General features: G+C 43.7%; 17 protein-coding genes, 1 tRNA gene and 1 pseudogene. 16 read left to right on the top strand and 3 right to left on the bottom strand.

Annotated features, from left to right (window positions below; all coding sequences use genetic code 11):
• Positions 1–60 precede the first annotated feature (60 nt).
• The 12 genes from PSI23_RS03220 to PSI23_RS03165 all read left to right on the top strand — a co-directional run bounded on the left by PSI23_RS03220 (position 61) and on the right by PSI23_RS03165 (position 9,921).
• Positions 61–474 carry a hypothetical protein gene (locus PSI23_RS03220; RefSeq protein ID WP_273553723.1) on the top strand — a complete coding sequence of 138 codons (414 nt, stop codon included), beginning with the start codon at positions 61–63 and terminating at the stop codon, positions 472–474.
• 48 nt (positions 475–522) lie between these two features.
• Entirely contained in the window at positions 523–858 is a 336-nt protein-coding gene (locus PSI23_RS03215) for a phage tail protein (RefSeq protein WP_273553722.1), read from the top strand.
• Positions 855–1,559: a phage minor tail protein L gene (locus tag PSI23_RS03210; RefSeq protein ID WP_273553721.1), complete on the top strand. Its 705-nt coding sequence runs from the start codon at positions 855–857 to the stop codon at positions 1,557–1,559. The genes PSI23_RS03215 and PSI23_RS03210 overlap by 4 nt, the downstream gene beginning before the upstream one ends.
• Positions 1,560–1,561: 2 nt before the next feature.
• Positions 1,562–2,275: a C40 family peptidase gene (locus PSI23_RS03205; protein ID WP_273553720.1), complete on the top strand. Its 714-nt coding sequence runs from the start codon at positions 1,562–1,564 to the stop codon at positions 2,273–2,275.
• Positions 2,218–2,802 (top strand): tail assembly protein, encoded by a 585-nt coding sequence (locus PSI23_RS03200; protein ID WP_273553719.1) that lies wholly within the window; start codon positions 2,218–2,220, stop codon positions 2,800–2,802. The genes PSI23_RS03205 and PSI23_RS03200 overlap by 58 nt, the downstream gene beginning before the upstream one ends.
• Entirely contained in the window at positions 2,802–5,936 is a 3,135-nt protein-coding gene (locus PSI23_RS03195) for a TipJ family phage tail tip protein (RefSeq protein ID WP_273553718.1), read from the top strand. Before PSI23_RS03200 ends, PSI23_RS03195 begins: the two co-directional genes overlap by 1 nt.
• Positions 5,933–6,232 carry a hypothetical protein gene (locus PSI23_RS03190; protein ID WP_273553717.1) on the top strand — a complete coding sequence of 100 codons (300 nt, stop codon included), beginning with the start codon at positions 5,933–5,935 and terminating at the stop codon, positions 6,230–6,232. The genes PSI23_RS03195 and PSI23_RS03190 overlap by 4 nt, the downstream gene beginning before the upstream one ends.
• The gene (locus PSI23_RS03185; protein WP_273553716.1) at positions 6,213–6,890 is read left to right on the top strand and encodes a hypothetical protein; all 678 of its coding nucleotides are present in this window, start codon (positions 6,213–6,215) and stop codon (positions 6,888–6,890) included. Before PSI23_RS03190 ends, PSI23_RS03185 begins: the two co-directional genes overlap by 20 nt.
• A 20-nt stretch (positions 6,891–6,910) precedes the next feature.
• Positions 6,911–8,128, top strand: coding sequence for a phage tail fiber protein (locus PSI23_RS03180; protein ID WP_273553715.1), 1,218 nt, complete (start codon positions 6,911–6,913; stop codon positions 8,126–8,128).
• Positions 8,129–8,297: 169 nt separating this feature from the next.
• On the top strand, positions 8,298–8,741 hold the full coding sequence (locus PSI23_RS03175; protein ID WP_273553714.1) for a Panacea domain-containing protein: 444 nt from the start codon (positions 8,298–8,300) through the stop codon (positions 8,739–8,741).
• Position 8,742: 1 nt separating this feature from the next.
• Positions 8,743–9,174: a hypothetical protein gene (locus tag PSI23_RS03170; RefSeq protein WP_273553713.1), complete on the top strand. Its 432-nt coding sequence runs from the start codon at positions 8,743–8,745 to the stop codon at positions 9,172–9,174.
• Between the two features lie 336 nt (positions 9,175–9,510).
• The gene (locus PSI23_RS03165; RefSeq protein ID WP_273553712.1) at positions 9,511–9,921 is read left to right on the top strand and encodes a hypothetical protein; all 411 of its coding nucleotides are present in this window, start codon (positions 9,511–9,513) and stop codon (positions 9,919–9,921) included.
• Positions 9,922–9,973: 52 nt separating this feature from the next.
• On the opposite strand, the gene PSI23_RS03160 is transcribed toward PSI23_RS03165, so the two are convergent.
• Entirely contained in the window at positions 9,974–11,146 is a 1,173-nt protein-coding gene (locus PSI23_RS03160) for a tyrosine-type recombinase/integrase (RefSeq protein WP_273553711.1), read from the bottom strand.
• Between the two features lie 164 nt (positions 11,147–11,310).
• A tRNA-Arg gene (locus PSI23_RS03155) sits at positions 11,311–11,385 on the bottom strand.
• Positions 11,386–11,568: 183 nt separating this feature from the next.
• Here PSI23_RS03155 and mlaA point away from each other — a divergent pair.
• Positions 11,569–12,321, top strand: coding sequence for a phospholipid-binding lipoprotein MlaA (gene mlaA, locus PSI23_RS03150; protein WP_273553710.1), 753 nt, complete (start codon positions 11,569–11,571; stop codon positions 12,319–12,321).
• A gap of 139 nt (positions 12,322–12,460) precedes the next feature.
• Here mlaA and fadL read toward each other — a convergent pair.
• A pseudogene (fadL, locus tag PSI23_RS03145) lies at positions 12,461–13,762 on the bottom strand (long-chain fatty acid transporter FadL); the annotation flags it as partial.
• 351 nt (positions 13,763–14,113) lie between these two features.
• Between fadL and PSI23_RS03140 the strand changes: the two are divergent.
• The 3 genes from PSI23_RS03140 to fadJ all read left to right on the top strand — a co-directional run bounded on the left by PSI23_RS03140 (position 14,114) and on the right by fadJ (position 18,189).
• The gene (locus PSI23_RS03140; RefSeq protein ID WP_273553708.1) at positions 14,114–14,410 is read left to right on the top strand and encodes a YfcZ/YiiS family protein; all 297 of its coding nucleotides are present in this window, start codon (positions 14,114–14,116) and stop codon (positions 14,408–14,410) included.
• A 291-nt stretch (positions 14,411–14,701) separates the two neighbouring features.
• Entirely contained in the window at positions 14,702–16,012 is a 1,311-nt protein-coding gene (gene fadI / locus PSI23_RS03135; RefSeq protein ID WP_273553707.1) for an acetyl-CoA C-acyltransferase FadI, read from the top strand.
• Complete coding sequence (gene fadJ / locus PSI23_RS03130; RefSeq protein ID WP_273553706.1) at positions 16,012–18,189, top strand: fatty acid oxidation complex subunit alpha FadJ; 2,178 nt, start codon at positions 16,012–16,014, stop codon at positions 18,187–18,189. Before fadI ends, fadJ begins: the two co-directional genes overlap by 1 nt.
• Positions 18,190–18,390: the final 201 nt, after the last annotated feature.

Below are 18,390 nucleotides of genomic sequence, written 5' to 3'. Positions count from 1 at the left end.
GTGAAGTTTTGGCACTAACCGTTTGGTATCATACGGGAAATTTAACGATGAGTGATTGTAATGAAAAAAATATTATTTGCTGCAACATTAGCTTTATCATCTCTGGTTTTAAGTGGTTGTGTAATGCCTCAGCCGCCAACGCAGGCAGAAATGGCTTCAGCTAACTATGGTGAATTGCCCGCCAATTATGAAGCGCTAATTCAAAACTTCTTGTATTCAAATTTAAAAGATCCATATACAGCACAATATAGATTCTTAAAGCCATTTAAGGGTTATGCCCAAAATGGGGCATGGGTACAATCTAAAGAAAGCATTAAATACGGCTGGATAATACCTTTTTATCTAAATGCGAAAAATAGTTACGGTGCTTACATCGGAGAAAAAAAATATTTCTTCATTTATTCTAATGGCAGACTGTATGACGTTACCTTATATACTGGATTTAATGGAATTCATCCAGCTCCTAATCAATAAAATTTGTGCTAATCAACCCTCTTCGGAGGGTTTTTTATTGGGTGAAATATGACAAAACCAGAATTCAAATGGCGGCCTCAGGATAATTATGAGGTTTCTCATGAGCCGCGTGTCAGGGTCGTGAAATTCGGTGATGGCTATGAGCAGAGAGTCAAGGACGGTATCAATAATCAGTTGAAGCGCTATCAACTCAGTTTTGTTGAGAAAGTGGATACAGGGCGAGCCATTGACGAGTTTCTGCGAGTCAGAGGTGCAGTCGAATCATTCACATGGCGAACCAGTGACGATAACCAACTGCGTACTTTTGTTTGTCGTTCTTGGACGGTAAACAGGCAGCGGGTGATCTGGTCTATCAGTTGCACCTTTGAGGAGGTAGTAGCGTGAGAGACATTCCAAAAGAGATGCGGATTGAAGTTACTGAACTGAGTCAGAACGCCATTCTTAATCTCTATGAAATTGATTTAACGGCCTTCGGTGGAGATATTTATCGCTTTCATGATGGCCTGAATGGGAAGCTGGAGCCTGTCGTCTGGCAGGGAATGCGCTATGAGGCTTACCCTGTTGAAGCGTCGGGTTTTGAGATGAATAGTAAAGGGCCAAGCGCCAGACCCAAAATGATATTTGCCAATGTTAACGGATTCATTCCTGCAATAAACCAAGACTTCAATGATGCTTTGGGAGCGGTTGTGACACGTCATCAGGTGCCGGAAATTTATCTTGATGCGGTCAATTTCCACAATGGCAACCCACAGGCAGACCCAACTAGAGAAGCCGTGAGCAAGTACCTGATAGAGCAAAAGCAAGATTCAAACGCTGACTTCGTAACTTATGTGCTCGCATTACCCAGTGAAACCGATGGCGCTTTGATTCCGGCGAGAGTAATTCAGGCTGATATATGTAGCTGGCAGTATCGCTCTGCTGACTGTGGTTATGATGGCCCGCCTGTGGCAGATGAAAAAGACCAGCCAACTACAAATCCACTCAAAGATCGGTGCTCCAAAAAATATACTGGTTGTATCCTGAGATATCCTCGTCCTCAACCCATGCCTATTGGCTGCTTTCTGGGTTCTAACAAGCTAGGTTAATCATGATTGAAAAAGACATTATTGCCCACGCGAAAGCGGAAGGGGTGAGGGAATCGTGCGGCCTGATTTCAGGTAATCGTTATTTTCCATGCCGCAATATTTCGGCAGATCCTGAGAATTATTTCGAAATTAACCCCGATGACTGGATAACGGCAGAGTGTTTTGCGGATATTGAGGTCATTGTTCACAGTCACCCAAATGGGCGGCCTCGCCTGAGTGCAGGAGACCGGGAGCAACAAATTAAAACCGGGTTACCGTGGTGGCTGGCCTGTAGTGATCGGGTTCATAAATTCCGCCCCGTTCCGCGTTTATTAGGCCGGGAATTCATGCATGGCACACAGGATTGTTATTCATTAATCCGTGATGCCTATCACCTCGCTGGTATCGAATTAGACGATTTCAGTCGTGACGATGAATGGTGGAATGCAGGGCAAAATCTTTATCTCGATAATATAGCCAGTCAGGGGCTTGAGCAGGTTGATGAGATAAAAGCAGGCGACATTATTCTTATCTGTTTAGGCAGTCAGATACCTTGTCACGGTGCGATTTATATCGGTAATCAGCAAATCCTACACCACAGGCCAGATCGTATCAGCAAACGCGATGTTTATGACGGTTATTGGCTCAGATACACCCACTCAGTATGGAGACATAAACAATGGTCAAGCTCCAGCTTGGAGGCCATCTTAGAAGATTTGGTCGGCGCTACGAATTAGAAGTTCGTGATGCAGCGGAGGCGGTGAGATGCTTGTGTTACCAGCTAAAAGGCTTTCAGCAAGCCCTCTCTGATGGGCATATCCGCGTGCGCATTGCAGGGCGGGATATGACAGAAAATAGCATTCCCGTTGGTATGAACCATCCTCTCCATGATGGTGACACCGTTACTATCGTTCCGGTTGTTGGTGGTGCTGGTGGTAATGGTGTCGGTATGGCTATTTTGGGCGTTGTAGCTGTTGCGGCTGCATTCTATACGGGTGGTGCATCTATGGCGGCATGGGCGGGTATGTCTGGCGCAGCGGCAACTGGCTTAGCTATTGCTGGTATTGCATTAATCGGCGCGGGTCTGGCCTCCATGTTAACCAAAATGCCTCAAGCCCCTGAAATGGGTTCAAGCAAAGCGGATGGGAACCAGTATTTCAATTCATTAGAGAATCGTATCGGTCAGGGCTATCCGGTTCCCATTGCATACGGTGAGATGGTTGTAGGCTCGAATGTTATTTCTCAAGGCTTGGAGACGGAATAATGGGTAAAGGTGGAGGCGGTGGCAGCACACCAACATTAGTCGATGACAATCTAAAGAACAAACAGTTTTTGAGAGTCGTCGATCTGATTAGTGAGGGACAAATTGAAGGGCCAGTGGGTGGGCTGCATGGGTTCAGGGTTAATGGAACTCCTGTCGTTGATAAAAATGGCAATCCCAATATTAATGGTGTCACTGTACAGTGGCGTGCGGGTACTCAATCCCAAGAGCCATTAAGCGATTATCCATTTATTGAAAGTGAAATTCCTGTCAGCGTTGAAGTAAAAAATGCCACTCCAATTCTCAGGATGGTTTCAAATAAAGATGTAGACAGAGTCAGGTTCACTTTGGGCGTTAGTCAATTAGTTCAGACAGATAGCAAGGGCAACCAGAGTAATAGCACGGTACAACTAGCTATTGCGGTGAATGATGGAGGAGGATGGGTACATGCAAAGACTGTTCAGATAGGACCCGGTAAAATTAGCGGGCAATATCTTGAATCCCACACTATTGATGCGCCCAAGAAAAAACCTTTCCAGATCAGGGTATCTCGCCTAACGGATGACAGTAAAAGCGACCAACTCCGTAACGGTACGGTATGGGCCAGCTATACCGAAATTACCGACACTCTAATGAGTTATCCTAATAGTGCTGTGGCTGGCATGCGCATTGATCGTTCATTGTTTGCTGATACACCCAAGCGTACCTATCACATCAAAGGTGTGATTGTTCAGGTTCCTGATAATTATGATCCTGAGACACGTGATTATAAGGGCGTATGGACAGGACGTTTTAAGCCCGCATATACAAATAATCCAGCATGGATATTCTATGATTTGGTGACCAATACCCGCTATGGCATCGGGAAGTTGATGGGGTCATTTGGTTGTGAAAAATTCGCACTGTATGCCATTGCTCAGTATTGCGATCAGTTAGTTCCTGATGGATTTGGCGGAACCGAACCTCGTTTTACCTGCAATGTGTACATAGCCACTCAACGCAAAGCGCGGGATGTTCTGGATGATTTGGCGTCCGTATTCCGTGGTATGCAGGTATGGGACGGTTTGAAACTTACTGCATTTCAGGATAGGCCATCCGATCCGGTATGGACATTTACTAACGCTAATGTGGTTGAAGGGAAATTTAACTACAGTTCTGCTGCAAAAAAAGCACGCCACACCATGATTGAGGTTACGTGGACTAACCCAGATAACGGCTGGAAAGACGAGCGGGAAATTATCCAAGATGATGAGCTGGTGGCCCGCCTTGGAATCAATATTAAAAAGGTGGCTGCTTTTGGTTGTACCAGTCGCGGTCAGGCCCATCGTGTCGGCAAATGGATAATTGAGACTGAAAAGCTGGAAACTGATTCAGTGACATTCAGTGCAGGTAAAGAGGGGATCAACTGTATTCCGGGCGATATTGTTGAGATTGCAGACAATACATTTGCTACTGCGCGTATTGGTGGTCGCGTTCTTTCATTTTTAGGTAAAGCTGTTCATATTGATGCCCCTGCCGAATTCGCAAAAGGTGAGTCAGGTTATTTTTCCTATATGGGTAGTGATGGCAAGTTCATTCGGGTTGATATCGAATCCGTAAACGGAGATGTTGTCACTCTGAAAGATGCGCCTACGGGATTACGGCAATGGGGCGTGTTCTCAATTTCTAAAAAATCATTGGTCACTCGTCTGTTCAGGGTCATGAGCATCGCCGAGGACAATAAAACGGGCAATTACAACTTCACCTGCATTCAGCATGAGCCGCAAAAAGAGGCAATTGTTGATCACGGGGTTGATTTTAAAGGCAGTCCAGCCACACAAAACGTTATCCGCATTCCTAACATTGAGCGGTTGAGCATTGCCTATATTCTCGATAGTTCCCAGATACAGGCTCGTGCAATGTGGGCTACAACAACTATTAACCGCAATATCACTTTTGATGCATCGGTATATCGTGACAATAAAGTGGTATCGAGAGGTAATACCAAAGAACTTGAATACTACTTTAATGGCCTAGATGCTGGCATTTACATGGTTGGCGTTCGTGCCCGTGACGATAGCGGCATGCTGGGTGATGAATCTAAGGTTCAGATGGTAATTGGCGCTCCTGCCGCACCTTCTGTAGTTAACATTGAGCCGGGATTTTTTGAGTTAAAAGCTATTCCTCATATTAGCGCACCCAAAACTCTTGATACTCAATTTGAGTTCTGGTTTTCCGAAAAACAAATCACCAACATCAATGAAATTGAATCTAAAGCCGATTTTTTGGGTATTGCAAAATTTTGGATAAAAGGCCAGTTAAAAGCGGGAACGCCGTATTGGTTCTATGTTCGCAGCATAAATGAATTCGGAAAATCACATTTTGTTGAAGCGGTTGGTGCGCCTGATGATAACACAAAGGAAATTTTGAACGAGTTAGGCAACAAGTTCCTCACTGCCGAAGCCGGAAAGCGGTTGCAGTCTGATATCGATTTTACCAATGAAGCCATCATGGAAAGCGCCGCCATGACAGGGGCCGTTGTCCAGCGTCAACTGGCAGAAAATGACAACATGCGGGCGGAAATCCTGGAGGTAAAAACGACGCAGATAAGTGACAGTAAGGCGTTCGCTGAGAAGATGGAAAAAGTGCAGGCCGATGTGGGGGAGAATGCGGCTGCGGTGCAGACCAAGGCCACGGCGGTCTTTGATATCGACGGGAACGGTTATGCCATTAACTATGTCGGGGCGGGAGTAAAATACAACAACCAGTTCTATAAAGCCGGGATGGTTATCGGGGCTGAGGTGAAGAACGGACAGGTCAGTACCAATATTGGCTTCAATGCCGAGAACTTCGGCTGGTTTAATCCGGCCAGCGGAAAGATGGAGCCGTTTATGATGGCGAAAAACGGCCAGTTATTTATCCGTGACGCCTTTATTGATATGGCCAACATTCAGAAATTATTGGTGGGCATTGATATCAAGTCCACAAACTATATCCCCAACCAGCGGGGTTTTCGGATTGATGCTGCGACAGGGGAATTTGAATTCAATGACATGCGCTCTCGGGCAGGGTTGCGCTGGGTAAACGGGGCCATTGCCTGCTATGACCCCAACGGACGGGTTCGATCGGCAATGGGGTATCTGAGACAATTTCGATGAGTGATTACGGTTTTGGAGTGTGGGACGAACAGGGGCGGCAGCGTAATACCGGCATTCGCCCTTTTCTTTATGCGGGATTTATGAAACTGGACAGCGGGCAGACAACCGGTGCACTCACTGTCCCCAGAGAGCCGATGAGCGAAGGCCTGCATTTGTCTTATGTTTTTATGTGCACCCAAACGGGGGATTGGCCGAATGAAAAACGCCAGTTTTTAGTGAAAGACAATCAAATCATAATTTCAACGGGTCGCAATACTGCTGCTGAGGGGTGGCTGATTGCGTATTACACAGTGTGAGGATGCTATGGACTGGGGGGCATTTTTAACGACAAATGAGGGGGTTCCGTGGTGGACGCCCAAAACGACACCGCTGTCTTTTGTGAGGAAAGCATCGGTCACAATTGGCCGCTGGCATGACAGCATAGACACCCATATTAGTACGACACAACCCTGTATGGCGTTTATGTGCGCCCGTACGGGTAACGTATTGAATGCGCCCTATGGTGAATTGATGAGCAACAACGGACGCTGGCGCATTGAATTATCTGCCCCGGAGGCTCGCCCCCCAGTTTCGTGTGATATTTATATATTCACACTGGTTTACCCGCAGCCGGTTCCTGACTGGGGAATTGCTGTCTGGGATGAGAGCGGAAAATGTGTCATTACCAGCGACACAAAGCCGTTGGTTATTGAGGGGGAATACAGCACCAACCAACAAATGACATTGCAAGGGAAAAAAGCCATATTAACGCAAACAACAGGGTGGATCAGTTCGACGGTCGATTCACCAGACGAGCCCCTGTTAAAGTATGTCGACACGTCATTTTCTGCGTTCTTCAATGGTCAATCCACACAATTCATCCCAGCGGCCGCGTCAGGTGCGATAGCACTGGTGTCAGAAGTCAGGGTGGATGAACTCGTCAGCCCCTACATCGACTGCGCTCTCTACGATTAACTGCTAACAGGACTCACACCATGTACTATTCACAAGGCACAATTCTCACTACGTCCGGCTCGGCGATTGTCCGGGGAACGGGCACAAAATTTAAATCAAACATTAACGGCGTTGCACCCAGACAGATGATGTTAATTCAGTCCGGTAACAACAATTTTATCCACATGATTCAGGCGGTGAATTCCGATACCGAACTGGTACTGACCGATACGGTCAAGACCACCCTGAGTAACGTGAAATACCAGATTCAGACCACGGTGCCTGATTCTGTTTCCGATGGCGTCCGGCACATGGTGGCGATTTACAGCTATACGCTCAATTTCCTCCAGAACATGGATGAATGGATGTCGAAGTTTGGGACGGTTAACGTGACACTGCCTAATGGCCAGACTGTGTCACTGCAATCGATACGGGCCTTGCAGGCGGCGGTGGATGGAAAGCTGGATCAGGCCAGAAACGGCGCGGATATCCAGAATAAAGCGGCGTTTGTGCGGAATATTGGGTTAGAGAATGCAGCCATCCAGAACTCCAGTGCGCAATTTACTGATACTGTGACGGTAAACGGCGGGGGATGGACTAATTTTTTAGCCCAACATACAGGAACGGGACTGAAAACTAACTTCGGCACGCAGGGGGAATTCAGTTACATTATCATACAAACAGATCGCTATACCCATTCAACTTATCGTTTTACAAAAGGTGTTAACGGTGACGTGCTGGCACTAGGTGGCAATTGCTGGCGTGATAACAATGGATTTATTAAGCAGGGTTCCCCCATCATTGAAATTCACTCTGACGGTAAATTTGAGACCAATGACGAATCCGAAGGGGCAACGGTTCAGCGTCTATCCGAGGGCGTCTATCTCATCAAAAATGTGCTGGGATTTAATGCCGATGCGGCATGGGGTGGTGTCGATGGCGGCGTTGAGATACCGATGTGCAAAAATAAATTACCGTTGATTTGGGTGGATTACAAAGTGCTGCCTGATGGCACCATTAAATTAATGACCTACCACCGTGAGCACCCAAACGCACCAGAATTCGCCCGAAATGTGCGTCAGGGTTATTCGGATGGTGATTTGATTGATATCCCTGTCGGTCGGTCTATTTCTGTCCGCGTCCAGATGCCGGAGGATTCGGTGTGGAATTTGGGGCGGGGGAGAGTGAGTTGGAGTTGTGATGGGGAAAAGTGTCAAGACTATAAATTCGGTGTTCGACCCCAAGCCACGGATGGCTAAAAACTGAAACAAGTTGATACATTTTAATCATCAATGAAACAAAAGAAATACAGCCTACGCTGTTGAACTTAAGGTTCAATGACACTAATATAACCATAGTTATATATCAATTTGATAAATTTGGTGTGTAGTATTTTATTGATTTTATTAAATTAACATGGAGAGTGTTATGCCTACTTGCTTTGATGTGGCTGAGTATTTTTTGACTTGCTGTAATGAGGAAAGCGGCGACACTATTTCCAACCTGAAATTACAAAAGCTGGTTTATTACGCGCAAGGCTTCTCTTTAGCGTTACTGAAAAGGCCGTTATTTGAGGAGCAAATAGAAGCGTGGATGCATGGCCCCGTGGTTCCAGCGATTTATAGAAAATATAAAAAGCATGGCAATCAAGCGCTGCCTATTCCTGCCAGCCTTGATTTAGATAAATTTTCCGATGATGAAAAAGAACTTCTTGATGAGGTTTATAGTGTGTTTGGTCAGTTTTCTGCTTGGAAACTGCGTAACATGACTCATGAAGAAGCCCCATGGAAAGATAACTACATCGAAGGTGTGGGATATCAGATTATTCCTCATGATGAGCTTACGGTTTATTTTCTTACGCGTATAAATTGATATGGCGAAGAACAAGCCCAAGAGAATAAAACCCCCTCAGGATATTCAAACAAATATCGGCAGGCTTAGGCTTGGCCCTGAATTTGATGATGATTCAGAAAATAGACCACCAGAATTTTCTCTGAGGTACTTACAAAATAATTATTGCGTTACTAGCTGTCAGAAGGATGATAAAGCTGCTTTATCCCAGACGCTATTTCAACTTAGTCAATTGACATGGAGTCAGATAAAGCAACAAAATCGACATAAGCTTGGGTTTGAAAAAATCCATAGAACGGCAATAAAGCCAGCCATGCCTCCTCATATCACAGAGGATGTTAACCTGATTGCATTTAGGTTTAGCGGCTTGAAGCCCATGGTTGGCTATAGACGTGATTCTACTTTCTTCATTGTATGGTTGGATAGAAATTTTACCTTATACAATCATGGATAATAACTAAACCCACGCCGGCGGTTTATACAGTTAAATCCCCTTCCTCCCAACTCCTTGATTCCCTTAATCTCTGGCACAGTGATAGAATTACGTAAAATCAATCACTTAGCTAAAGGGGAGAATTGTCCCCTTTTAACTCCTTGATTTAATTGAATTCCGTCTCTGTGCAGGAAATAAGTAAAATCAACAAGTTATCTAAAGGTGGGATTTCTCACCTTTAACTTCTGCATGGTGCAGGTATCACCATGTTGTTCATGCCTTTTGCTCATGTGGGATTTTCACAACTGAAAAGTTTTTTGCAGTTGATGTTTTTGTACATGCGGGATCTTCCCGTATGTGACTGAATGGCTACCGACTAATCTGACGGTAGAGCAAAGCCCGAATTCGGGCTTTGGTGATAACCCATTGATATTTAATCAGACGCCAGATTTGGCGTCTGGTCATAGTTTGGCTGCCCCAATAGTTTTTGGTCAGTTACTTAACCCATTGATATCTAGTCAAGCTGCAAATATGCAGTCTGCTTATAATTTGAACGCCGAAAATATCGGTATGCAAACTGATTGTTATTTGAACCGACGAAAATCATCGATGCAAAATCCAATATCCGATAATCGGACTTTGGGGGTAACTGATAGTTACTCGCAAAATTTGCAGTCATCATTTAGTGGAGCACAAAAAGAAAAGGATAGCATGGCGAATACTACCCTTTGGGATAACGCAAATTTGCGTCATGATATAAATCAATAAGTTAGACAGCTATGGTGAAGATCACCACGGTTGCTTTATCGCTAGGTGATAACTATTTTATTCCTGATATCTTATCAATATGATCAGCGAACCATTGCATCATTTCTCGACGCTTGTCTAGGTATTGAGCGTGATTATATATACCGCGAATACTATTGCGATCAACATGCGCCAATTGACGTTCAATTAGGTCGTGACTAAATCCATGCTCATTAAGAATGGTACTGAACTGGTGACGGAAGCCGTGGCCGCTAGCGATTCCATCATAACCAATTTGTCTAATTACCAATAGAACGGCATTCTCGCTAATGGGTTTTTTCTTGTCATTTCTACCAGCAAAGACGAAATTAGAGATACCGGAAGTCATGGGGTGAAGGATTTTTAGTAAAACAACAACCTGATTTGACATGGGAACTACATGTAATTTTCGGTTTTTCATGATTTCAGGTTCTATAGTAATGAGTTTGTTGTCAAAATCGACTCCACTCCATTTCATGCTGCGCAATTCATTTGTACGCAATGCTGTATACTGTAAAACCTGAGTAGCAATCCTTGAAATAATGCTGCCGGAATATGAAGATAATGACTGATTAAATGCGGGGATTTGGTCTGCTGTTAGAAATGGAAAATGCCTCTTCTTGTATCCGGTCATTGCGCCAGCTAAATCTGGAGCGGGATTATATTTCGCCCTACCAGTTACTATCGCATATTTAAACACTTCACCACATCTGCGCCTTGCCTTGCTCGCTCTTTCCATGGCTCCGCGCTCTTCAAACTGGCGAATCACTTTGAGTAGAACCATCGGTTCTATTTCTTCCATTGTCATATGGCCAATGCTTGGCAAGATGTCGGCTTGAAACATGCTTTGCAATTCTCTTGCGTATCTTTCAGACCAAACAGCTCGTTTGAATTGATACCATTCATTATATATGGCAGCAAAAGTGTCTGTAGTTTCACTATCTTTCTGTTTTGGTACTACAGGTATTAAATCCCCACCGTTGGCAAGAATAGATTTAGCTTCGGCATGTTTTAATCGAGCTGTAACCAGTGAAATTTCTGGGTATGCACCAATAACATAGGTTTGTTCTTTCCCATTTTTGCGGTATCTAAAGCGCCAAATTTTACTCCCTGTTTTCGATACAAAAAGAAATAACCCTCCTCCATCAACAAGGCGATAAGCTTTATCTTGGGGTTTGGCTGACTCAATCTGCTTTATTGTTAACATGTGGGCATCCTAAGTGGGCATTAAAACCGATGCCCGCAAATATGCCCACATTTTATCGGTGTAGTCAAGTTATGTTGGGTAACGGTGGGTAATGCTAATACCGCTTGAAATAAGGATTTTTTTGGGGAAGTGGTTATGGCGGGTAATGCGAGGTTACTTCATTCTGGCGCCCCCTGCAGGAATCGAACCTACAATTAGCCCTTAGGAGGGGCTCGTTATATCCATTTAACTAAGAGGGCAACGAAACACAGTATACCTGTTTTTCTTGTCAGAGATAAGGCATGACGAATCGTTTGCCTATATAATCATCACTCTTTTTGATTACCGCTAATGAAAAATTGGAAGTATATTTAGCATATTTGGGACATTAGCTGGTTTGTAGCGGATGGTCGATGTCGAAAAATAATTATGTGGAGAACAATATGAAGTATCGTCTGAGCGGGGTTGCTCTTACAGCAGTCTTACTTGTGGGATGTGCCAGTTCATCGAACACGATGGAACAGGGGCGTTCTGATCCGCTGGAAGGATTTAACCGTGCTATGTTCAACTTTAATTATGATGTTCTCGACCCTTATGTTTTGCGGCCTGTTGCTGTTGCTTGGCGGAATTATGTGCCGATGCCCGCACGAAATGGTATTAGCAATTTCATGAGCAATCTCGAAGAGCCTGCCAGCATGGTTAACAGTTTTTTACGTGGTGATATTCATGAAGGAGCAAAACACTTTAACCGTTTCTTTTTGAATACCCTTTTGGGAATAGGGGGGCTTATTGATGTTGCTTCCATGGCGAATCCTAAACTGGCAAAAGAAGATTCGATGCGTTTTGGTAGTACATTAGGACACTATAATGTGGGATATGGCCCATATGTTGTTCTACCGGGCTATGGCAGTTTCACATTGCGTGATGAAGGTGGTAACTTTGCGGATATGACTTATCCGGTACTGAATTATCTTACTGGTTGGATGTCGGTAGGAAAGTGGATGTTTGAAGGTATAGAAACCCGTGCCCGCTTGCTGGATTCTGATGGTCTGTTAAAGAACTCTTCCGATCCTTATTTGATGATGCGTGATACTTACTTCCAACGTCACGATTTTATGGTCAATGGGGGCAAGTTGGAGCCAGAAAAAAATCCTAATGCCGCAAGTATTCAAGATGAATTGGATTCCATTGATTAAGTACCCATAATCAAAAAAGGATAGCGAGTGTGAGTGCTATCCTTTTTTAGATCACAGAATTCGGTTAGAACGTGTATTAGAACGTATAGTTAAAGTTCACACCGTATAACCATGCGGTTCCTTTGGAATCGAACTCATAAGGTGCAGTGAATCCTTTTTCCTGGATCTCTTCTGGCAGTTTTTCGCTAACATGTACTTTCTTACCGCGCATATAAGAAACACCAACATCTACAGAAGCATCTTTATTGAATGCATAAGTGGTTCCTACGCTAAACCAGAAACGATCTTGATCGGGAATTGAAATTGAGCGGTTTTTAGCTGGTACTGGGCTTTCATCAAAGGCAATACCTGTGCGGAATGTCCAGTTATCGTCATAGTAGTAAGTCGTACCTAGCGAGATACGATAAGCATCACGAAAACCTTCATGTTTATCAAATGCAACTTTACCTGTATCACTTCTCGTTGCTTTCAATTCTTTGAATTCACTCCAGCCTGTATACAAGAAGCTATAATGAATTGCCCATTGTGGTGCAACACGGTTATAGCCAGAGAATTCCCACATATCAGGCAAATTCAGATCCAATTTACCTTTGACGGTTTTCCCGTTAGTACCACTATCAAAAAGGTTAGGTATGTATGGCAAATCGTTGCTGTAGTCCCCGCTCTTGAACTTAACTTTGACTTTTGAGCGGTAAGTCAGGCTATAACGGTTATTTTCATCATACTGATACAGAAGCCCTGCGTTCCAACCGTAGCCCCAATCTTTGCCTTCTAAGCGGGCAGCTTCATCACTATCTGAGATTGAAAGGTGTTCAAGAGCTTTATTCTTAGTCGCTTTTCCAATAGCGTTTATTTTCTTAGTAGCCATTGGGCCGATTTCACCCATATGGCGAACGATCTTAGCATCGGCATACACAGCATTGACACCTAAGCCAAAGCTGAACTGGTCATTGAATTTGTAAGCACCGCTTAGGTTTAGGTTCATGGTCTTAAGATCTGTCTTACCACCAAGCAGGCCAGCAGAATAGTTATTACTGAAATTAGTTGCTAAGCCAAAATTGGAAGTCGCAGATGCGCCAACAAACCATTGGTCGTTGATCGGGGTAATAAAATGCAGATTTGGGATCCATGCATGTGGTGCGATGTTTTTAGCATCAGTGCTGTTCTTGGTAGGGTATGGAGACTCCCCAGTGATATCAACGTTTGGGTTAACATACACCAAACCGCCAGAAAACGATGGACTATTAAATAAGGTCATGGCAGCAGGGTTACGACTCCCCACGGAAGCGTTGTCTGCAACGACACCTGCCCCAGAAAATGCACGACCTAGTCCTGATGATGAATATTCATTCAATTGAAAACCGGCAGCACTAGCATTGGATGAGATAATTGCAACCGCCACTGCTAATGCTGAACGTGTAAATAGGTTTTTCTGGTTCATAACCAAAACCTCATTGTTTAATTATTATTAACATGCTACTCAAGTAGCTGAGAGCGCGGAATTGTAGATTCGGTTTGTCTCAATGACAAATCAGACCAGTGCACGAAGTATAGGCCTGATAATAGATTATGTTGCAATAATGTTTTCAAGATATAACTAAAATGATTGTTAAATTGGGACTTGCTTAACAAAAAATCGACAACTTGAGTTAATGAAATGTAAATGAATTTTTGTTGACGTGATGAGATCAATGAATAGTGAGATAAATAGTTTCAAATAGCATAAATGCTGGTTATCAATAGTCAGAAGAACGTAGAATTATTAGTAAGTTTTTATTGTCGGAGAAATAAAATGCCTGATGCAATTAACCGCTGTAATGCCGAAGAGACCGCTGCTTGTTGCTGTGTTGATGTGGGAACAGTCATTGATAATGAAGATTGCACTGCTTCTTACCAGTGTGTTTTTGCTAGTGAACAAGAAGCTGAATTAATGCTTAATGCATTGATAAAAAAGGAAAAAGAATTGGAGTCTGATCCATGTGTTATACGCCATAATATCAAAACGGTGGAAGGTGGAATGCAGTTGTCTGTTGATTTCACTTTTAGTTGCCAAGCAGAAGCTTTAATTTTTCAGTTAGGCTTGCGTTAATTCCCCCTGAACAATAGTTTTCTCACTGTTTTGTGATATGAAACAGTGAGAAAACTGCTTGTAAACGATTGCAAGTAGCAGTCTTTTCTTTGTATTTTTGTCGCATATTCTTCATTTAAGTTATATAAATTATAAATCTCTTAAAGTTGAGTTTGTTCTCATTTTTAGTTTATTCCTGTTTGATATTTTCCAACATTGCGTTAACAATGCAAGATCAGGTCTGACCTCTTATGAGGTGAGTAAATATTTTTAATCAATTGATTTAGTTAATGATAATGATTAGGAGTTGCTATGGGTCGTTCTTCAACACAAGTAATAATGCAAAAGGAACGTATAGCTATTGTCAGCGGGTTGCGCATTCCTTTTGCGAAACAGGCAACTTTCTACCACGGTATTCCGGCTGTCGACTTGGGAAAGGCTGTCGTCAGTGAGCTGGTCATTAGGAGCGGTTTGTCGCCTGAGAAGATCGACCAATTAGTTTTTGGACAGGTTGTTCAAATGCCGGAAGCACCGAATATTGCAAGGGAAATTGTTTTGGGGGCAGGCTTAAGTGTGAATACTGATGCCTATAGTGTTTCCCGTGCCTGTGCAACAAGTTTTCAGGCAATTGCAAACGTGGCTGAAAGTATTATGGCAGGGGCAGTCAATGTGGGAATCGCTGGAGGTGCTGATTCTTCATCCGTTTTGCCTATCGGAGTGACTAAATCATTGGCTCGCACTTTAGTTGATATGAATAAAGCTAAAAGCCTCTCCCAGCGACTAAAATTACTCAGTCGATTGAAATTACGTGATTTACTGCCTGTATCTCCTGCTGTTGCTGAATATTCCACGGGATTGAGAATGGGGGATACCGCAGAGCAGATGGCAAAAACTTACCATATCAGCCGCGAAGATCAGGATGCATTGGCGCATCGTTCTCATGTATTGGCAGCTAAAGCTTGGGAGCAGGGGCTTTTGAAGGAGGAAATTACCTCGGCATATTTCCCGCCATACAGCAAGACATTGGCAGAAGATAATAATATTAGAAAGAGTTCAACTTTAGCTTCTTATGCCAAATTGCGTCCGGCCTTTGATCGTAAACATGGCACAGTCACAGCGGCAAACAGCACACCATTGACTGATGGCGCAGCGGCAGTGATGTTAATGCGTGAATCGGTTGCCAAAGAACTCGGTATGGTTCCATTAGGGTATTTACGTAGTTATGCATTTTCTGCAATTGATGTTTGGCAGGACATGTTATTGGGACCATCCTACGCAACGCCGCTGGCACTGGATCGTGCTGGCATCACTCTGAATGAACTCACTCTCATCGACATGCATGAAGCGTTTGCAGCTCAAACACTGACGAATTTAAAAATGTTTGCCAGTGAAAAATTTGCCCGTGAAAAATTGGGGCGTGCTCAGGCAATTGGTGAAGTGGATATGGATAAATTCAATGTATTAGGTGGATCAATTGCTTATGGGCATCCATTTGCGGCGACAGGAGCCAGAATGGTTACCCAGACGTTGAATGAATTGCGTCGCCGTGGTGGAGGGCTTGGGTTAACGACAGCTTGTGCCGCTGGTGGTTTGGGTGCAGCAATGGTATTGGAGGTGGAATAATGACTCAAGCTGAAAAAGACACGGCTGTGTCAGCAATGCAACCGGAGCAATCGGTATTCAGTTTTTCTGTCAGGGACGATAAGGTGGGAATTATCACCATTGATGTACCGGACGAAAAAGTCAACACACTGAAAGCTGAATTTGTTGAACAGTTCTTGATGATGTTTGAAAAAGCGCAACAAGTTTCAGGTTTGAAAGGATTGGTTATCATATCCGGTAAGCCAGATACTTTCATCGCTGGCGCTGATATCAGCATGATAGCTGGCTGTCAAACCCAGGAAGAAGCGACAGAATTGGCTGAGAAGGGGCAAAAACTATTTGCGCAGATTGCTAATTATCCTTTACCTGTCGTGGCAGCTATTCATGGTGTGTGCTTAGGCGGTGGGTTGGAATTAGCATTGGCTTGTCATGTGCGCATCTGTTCTTTAGATGAGAAAACACGTCTTGGTTTACCGGAAGTTCAGCTTGGTTTATTACCGGGTTCGGGGGGAACGCAGAGATTGCCCCGTTTGATTGGCGTCAGCGCTGCTTTGGATATCATATTGACAGGTCATCAGCTTAAGGCAAAACAGGCGCAACGGTTAGGCGTTGTGGATGACGCAGTGCCTTTAGATATCTTGCTGGATGTTGCTGTGCAATATGTTAAAAAAGGCACTGTGAAGCGTAAGCCATTAGCATGGTCGCAGCGTATGCTGGCAAGCCCATTGGGCAGGCCGTTGTTATTCCAGATGGTTCATAAAAAAACGCGAGAAAAAACTCGCGGCCATTATCCGGCACCAGAGAAAATCATCAATGTAATTCGCACGGGGTTGGAAAAAGGCGCGAAGAAAGGTTTTCAGCTTGAAGCCAAGGTATTTGGTGAGCTGGCAATGTCGCAGGAATCAGAAGCATTGCGGAGCCTGTTTTTTGCTTCTACTACGTTAAAAAATGAAACGGGTTCTTCAGAGCAGCCCGCCGAGATCAAGTATGTGGGAGTTTTGGGTGGGGGATTGATGGGTGGTGGTATTGCCAATGTAACCATGACTCGAGGAAATTTGCCTGTTCGCATTAAAGATATTAATGAAAAAGGCATCAATCAGGCATTAAAATATACATGGGATATCCTTTCTAAGCGAGTAAAACAGCGTCGTTTGAAATCAAGTGAACGCTCTCATCAGATGTCTCTATTGACAGGAACCATAGATTACAGTGGCTTTAAACAAGCCGATATTGTAGTCGAAGCTGTATTTGAAGACTTAGTATTGAAACGTAAAATGGTTTCAGAAATTGAAGTGCATACGAAACCCGAAACTATTTTTGCATCCAATACCTCTTCATTGCCAATTCACAAGATTGCTGAAGTTGCAACTCGACCAGAACGAGTGATCGGCCTTCATTATTTTAGCCCTGTAGACAAAATGCCGTTGGTAGAAGTCATTCCACATGAGGGAACGAGTGAAAAAACAATTGCAACTGCCGTGGCATTGGCAAAGAAACAGGGAAAAACAGCCATTGTTGTCGGGGATAAAGCGGGATTCTATGTGAACCGAATTCTGACCCCTTACATTAATGAGGCGGGTTATTGTTTAGAGGAAGGGGAGCCGATTGAACATATTGATAATGCCTTGATGAATTTTGGTTTTCCTATTGGTCCAATCAATTTACTGGATGAAGTTGGCATAGATGTGGGCACCAAAATCATCCCTATTTTGGTAGAGCAATTGGGAAGTCGATTTGCTGCGCCAGAGTTTTTGGAAGCAATTTTGAAAGATGACCGGAAAGGCAAGAAAAATGGTCGTGGCTTCTATTCATATACAAACAAAAAGGGTTCATTCTGGTCTTTTGGGAAAAAAACCAAAGAAGTGGATGCATCCATCTATTCTTTATTAAAAATCAAACCTGCCGTAAAAATGTTGCCTGCTGACATTGCCCAGCGCTGTGTGATGCTTATGCTGAATGAAGCAGTTCGCTGTTTGGATGAAGGCATTATCAGAAGCCCGCGTGATGGTGATATTGGTGCTGTATTTGGTATCGGATTCCCGCCATTCTTGGGAGGGCCATTCCGTTATATTGATAAGCTTGGTAGTGATAAAGTCGTAGAAATTTTACGGCGTCTGGAGCCGCAATATGGGGAAAGATTTGCTCCCTGTGAGCGCTTAGTCCAGATGGCTGAACAGAAAAAGAAATTTCATGCATAACTAAATTTTACTTTTAAATCAATTAGATCGGCTCTTTTAGTTAAGGGCCGATTTTTTATGGAAAATAATTGATTGTTTATTCACAGTTTTTTATTTCTTTATACAAAGATAATCATCTTAACGTAACAATAGATGTATGAAATGTTTTTCAGCCATTTTATTTAGTCTTTTTTTAGGGCAGAATGCGGGTTGGCTCTAACT

The sequence above is a fragment of the Xenorhabdus yunnanensis genome, from assembly GCF_028598805.1.
In the GTDB taxonomy this organism is placed as follows: domain Bacteria; phylum Pseudomonadota; class Gammaproteobacteria; order Enterobacterales; family Enterobacteriaceae; genus Xenorhabdus; species Xenorhabdus yunnanensis.
Note: the sequence above shows the minus strand (reverse complement) of the source record. Positions and strands in the feature narration are given on the sequence as shown.

What these genes read in the sequence shown, in the direction of transcription:
- PSI23_RS03215 (WP_273553722.1), top strand. Translation starts at nt 523, where the DNA reads ATGACAAAACCAGAATTCAAATGGCGGCCTCAGGATAATTATGAGGTT.
- mlaA (WP_273553710.1), top strand. Translation starts at nt 11,569, where the DNA reads ATGAAGTATCGTCTGAGCGGGGTTGCTCTTACAGCAGTCTTACTTGTG.
- PSI23_RS03140 (WP_273553708.1), top strand. Translation starts at nt 14,114, where the DNA reads ATGCCTGATGCAATTAACCGCTGTAATGCCGAAGAGACCGCTGCTTGT.
- PSI23_RS03180 (WP_273553715.1), top strand. Translation starts at nt 6,911, where the DNA reads ATGTACTATTCACAAGGCACAATTCTCACTACGTCCGGCTCGGCGATT.
- PSI23_RS03195 (WP_273553718.1), top strand. Translation starts at nt 2,802, where the DNA reads ATGGGTAAAGGTGGAGGCGGTGGCAGCACACCAACATTAGTCGATGAC.
- fadI (WP_273553707.1), top strand. Translation starts at nt 14,702, where the DNA reads ATGGGTCGTTCTTCAACACAAGTAATAATGCAAAAGGAACGTATAGCT.
- PSI23_RS03175 (WP_273553714.1), top strand. Translation starts at nt 8,298, where the DNA reads ATGCCTACTTGCTTTGATGTGGCTGAGTATTTTTTGACTTGCTGTAAT.
- PSI23_RS03220 (WP_273553723.1), top strand. Translation starts at nt 61, where the DNA reads ATGAAAAAAATATTATTTGCTGCAACATTAGCTTTATCATCTCTGGTT.
- PSI23_RS03190 (WP_273553717.1), top strand. Translation starts at nt 5,933, where the DNA reads ATGAGTGATTACGGTTTTGGAGTGTGGGACGAACAGGGGCGGCAGCGT.
- PSI23_RS03170 (WP_273553713.1), top strand. Translation starts at nt 8,743, where the DNA reads ATGGCGAAGAACAAGCCCAAGAGAATAAAACCCCCTCAGGATATTCAA.
- PSI23_RS03200 (WP_273553719.1), top strand. Translation starts at nt 2,218, where the DNA reads ATGGTCAAGCTCCAGCTTGGAGGCCATCTTAGAAGATTTGGTCGGCGC.
- PSI23_RS03205 (WP_273553720.1), top strand. Translation starts at nt 1,562, where the DNA reads ATGATTGAAAAAGACATTATTGCCCACGCGAAAGCGGAAGGGGTGAGG.
- PSI23_RS03160 (WP_273553711.1), bottom strand. Translation starts at nt 11,146, where the DNA reads ATGTTAACAATAAAGCAGATTGAGTCAGCCAAACCCCAAGATAAAGCT.
- fadJ (WP_273553706.1), top strand. Translation starts at nt 16,012, where the DNA reads ATGACTCAAGCTGAAAAAGACACGGCTGTGTCAGCAATGCAACCGGAG.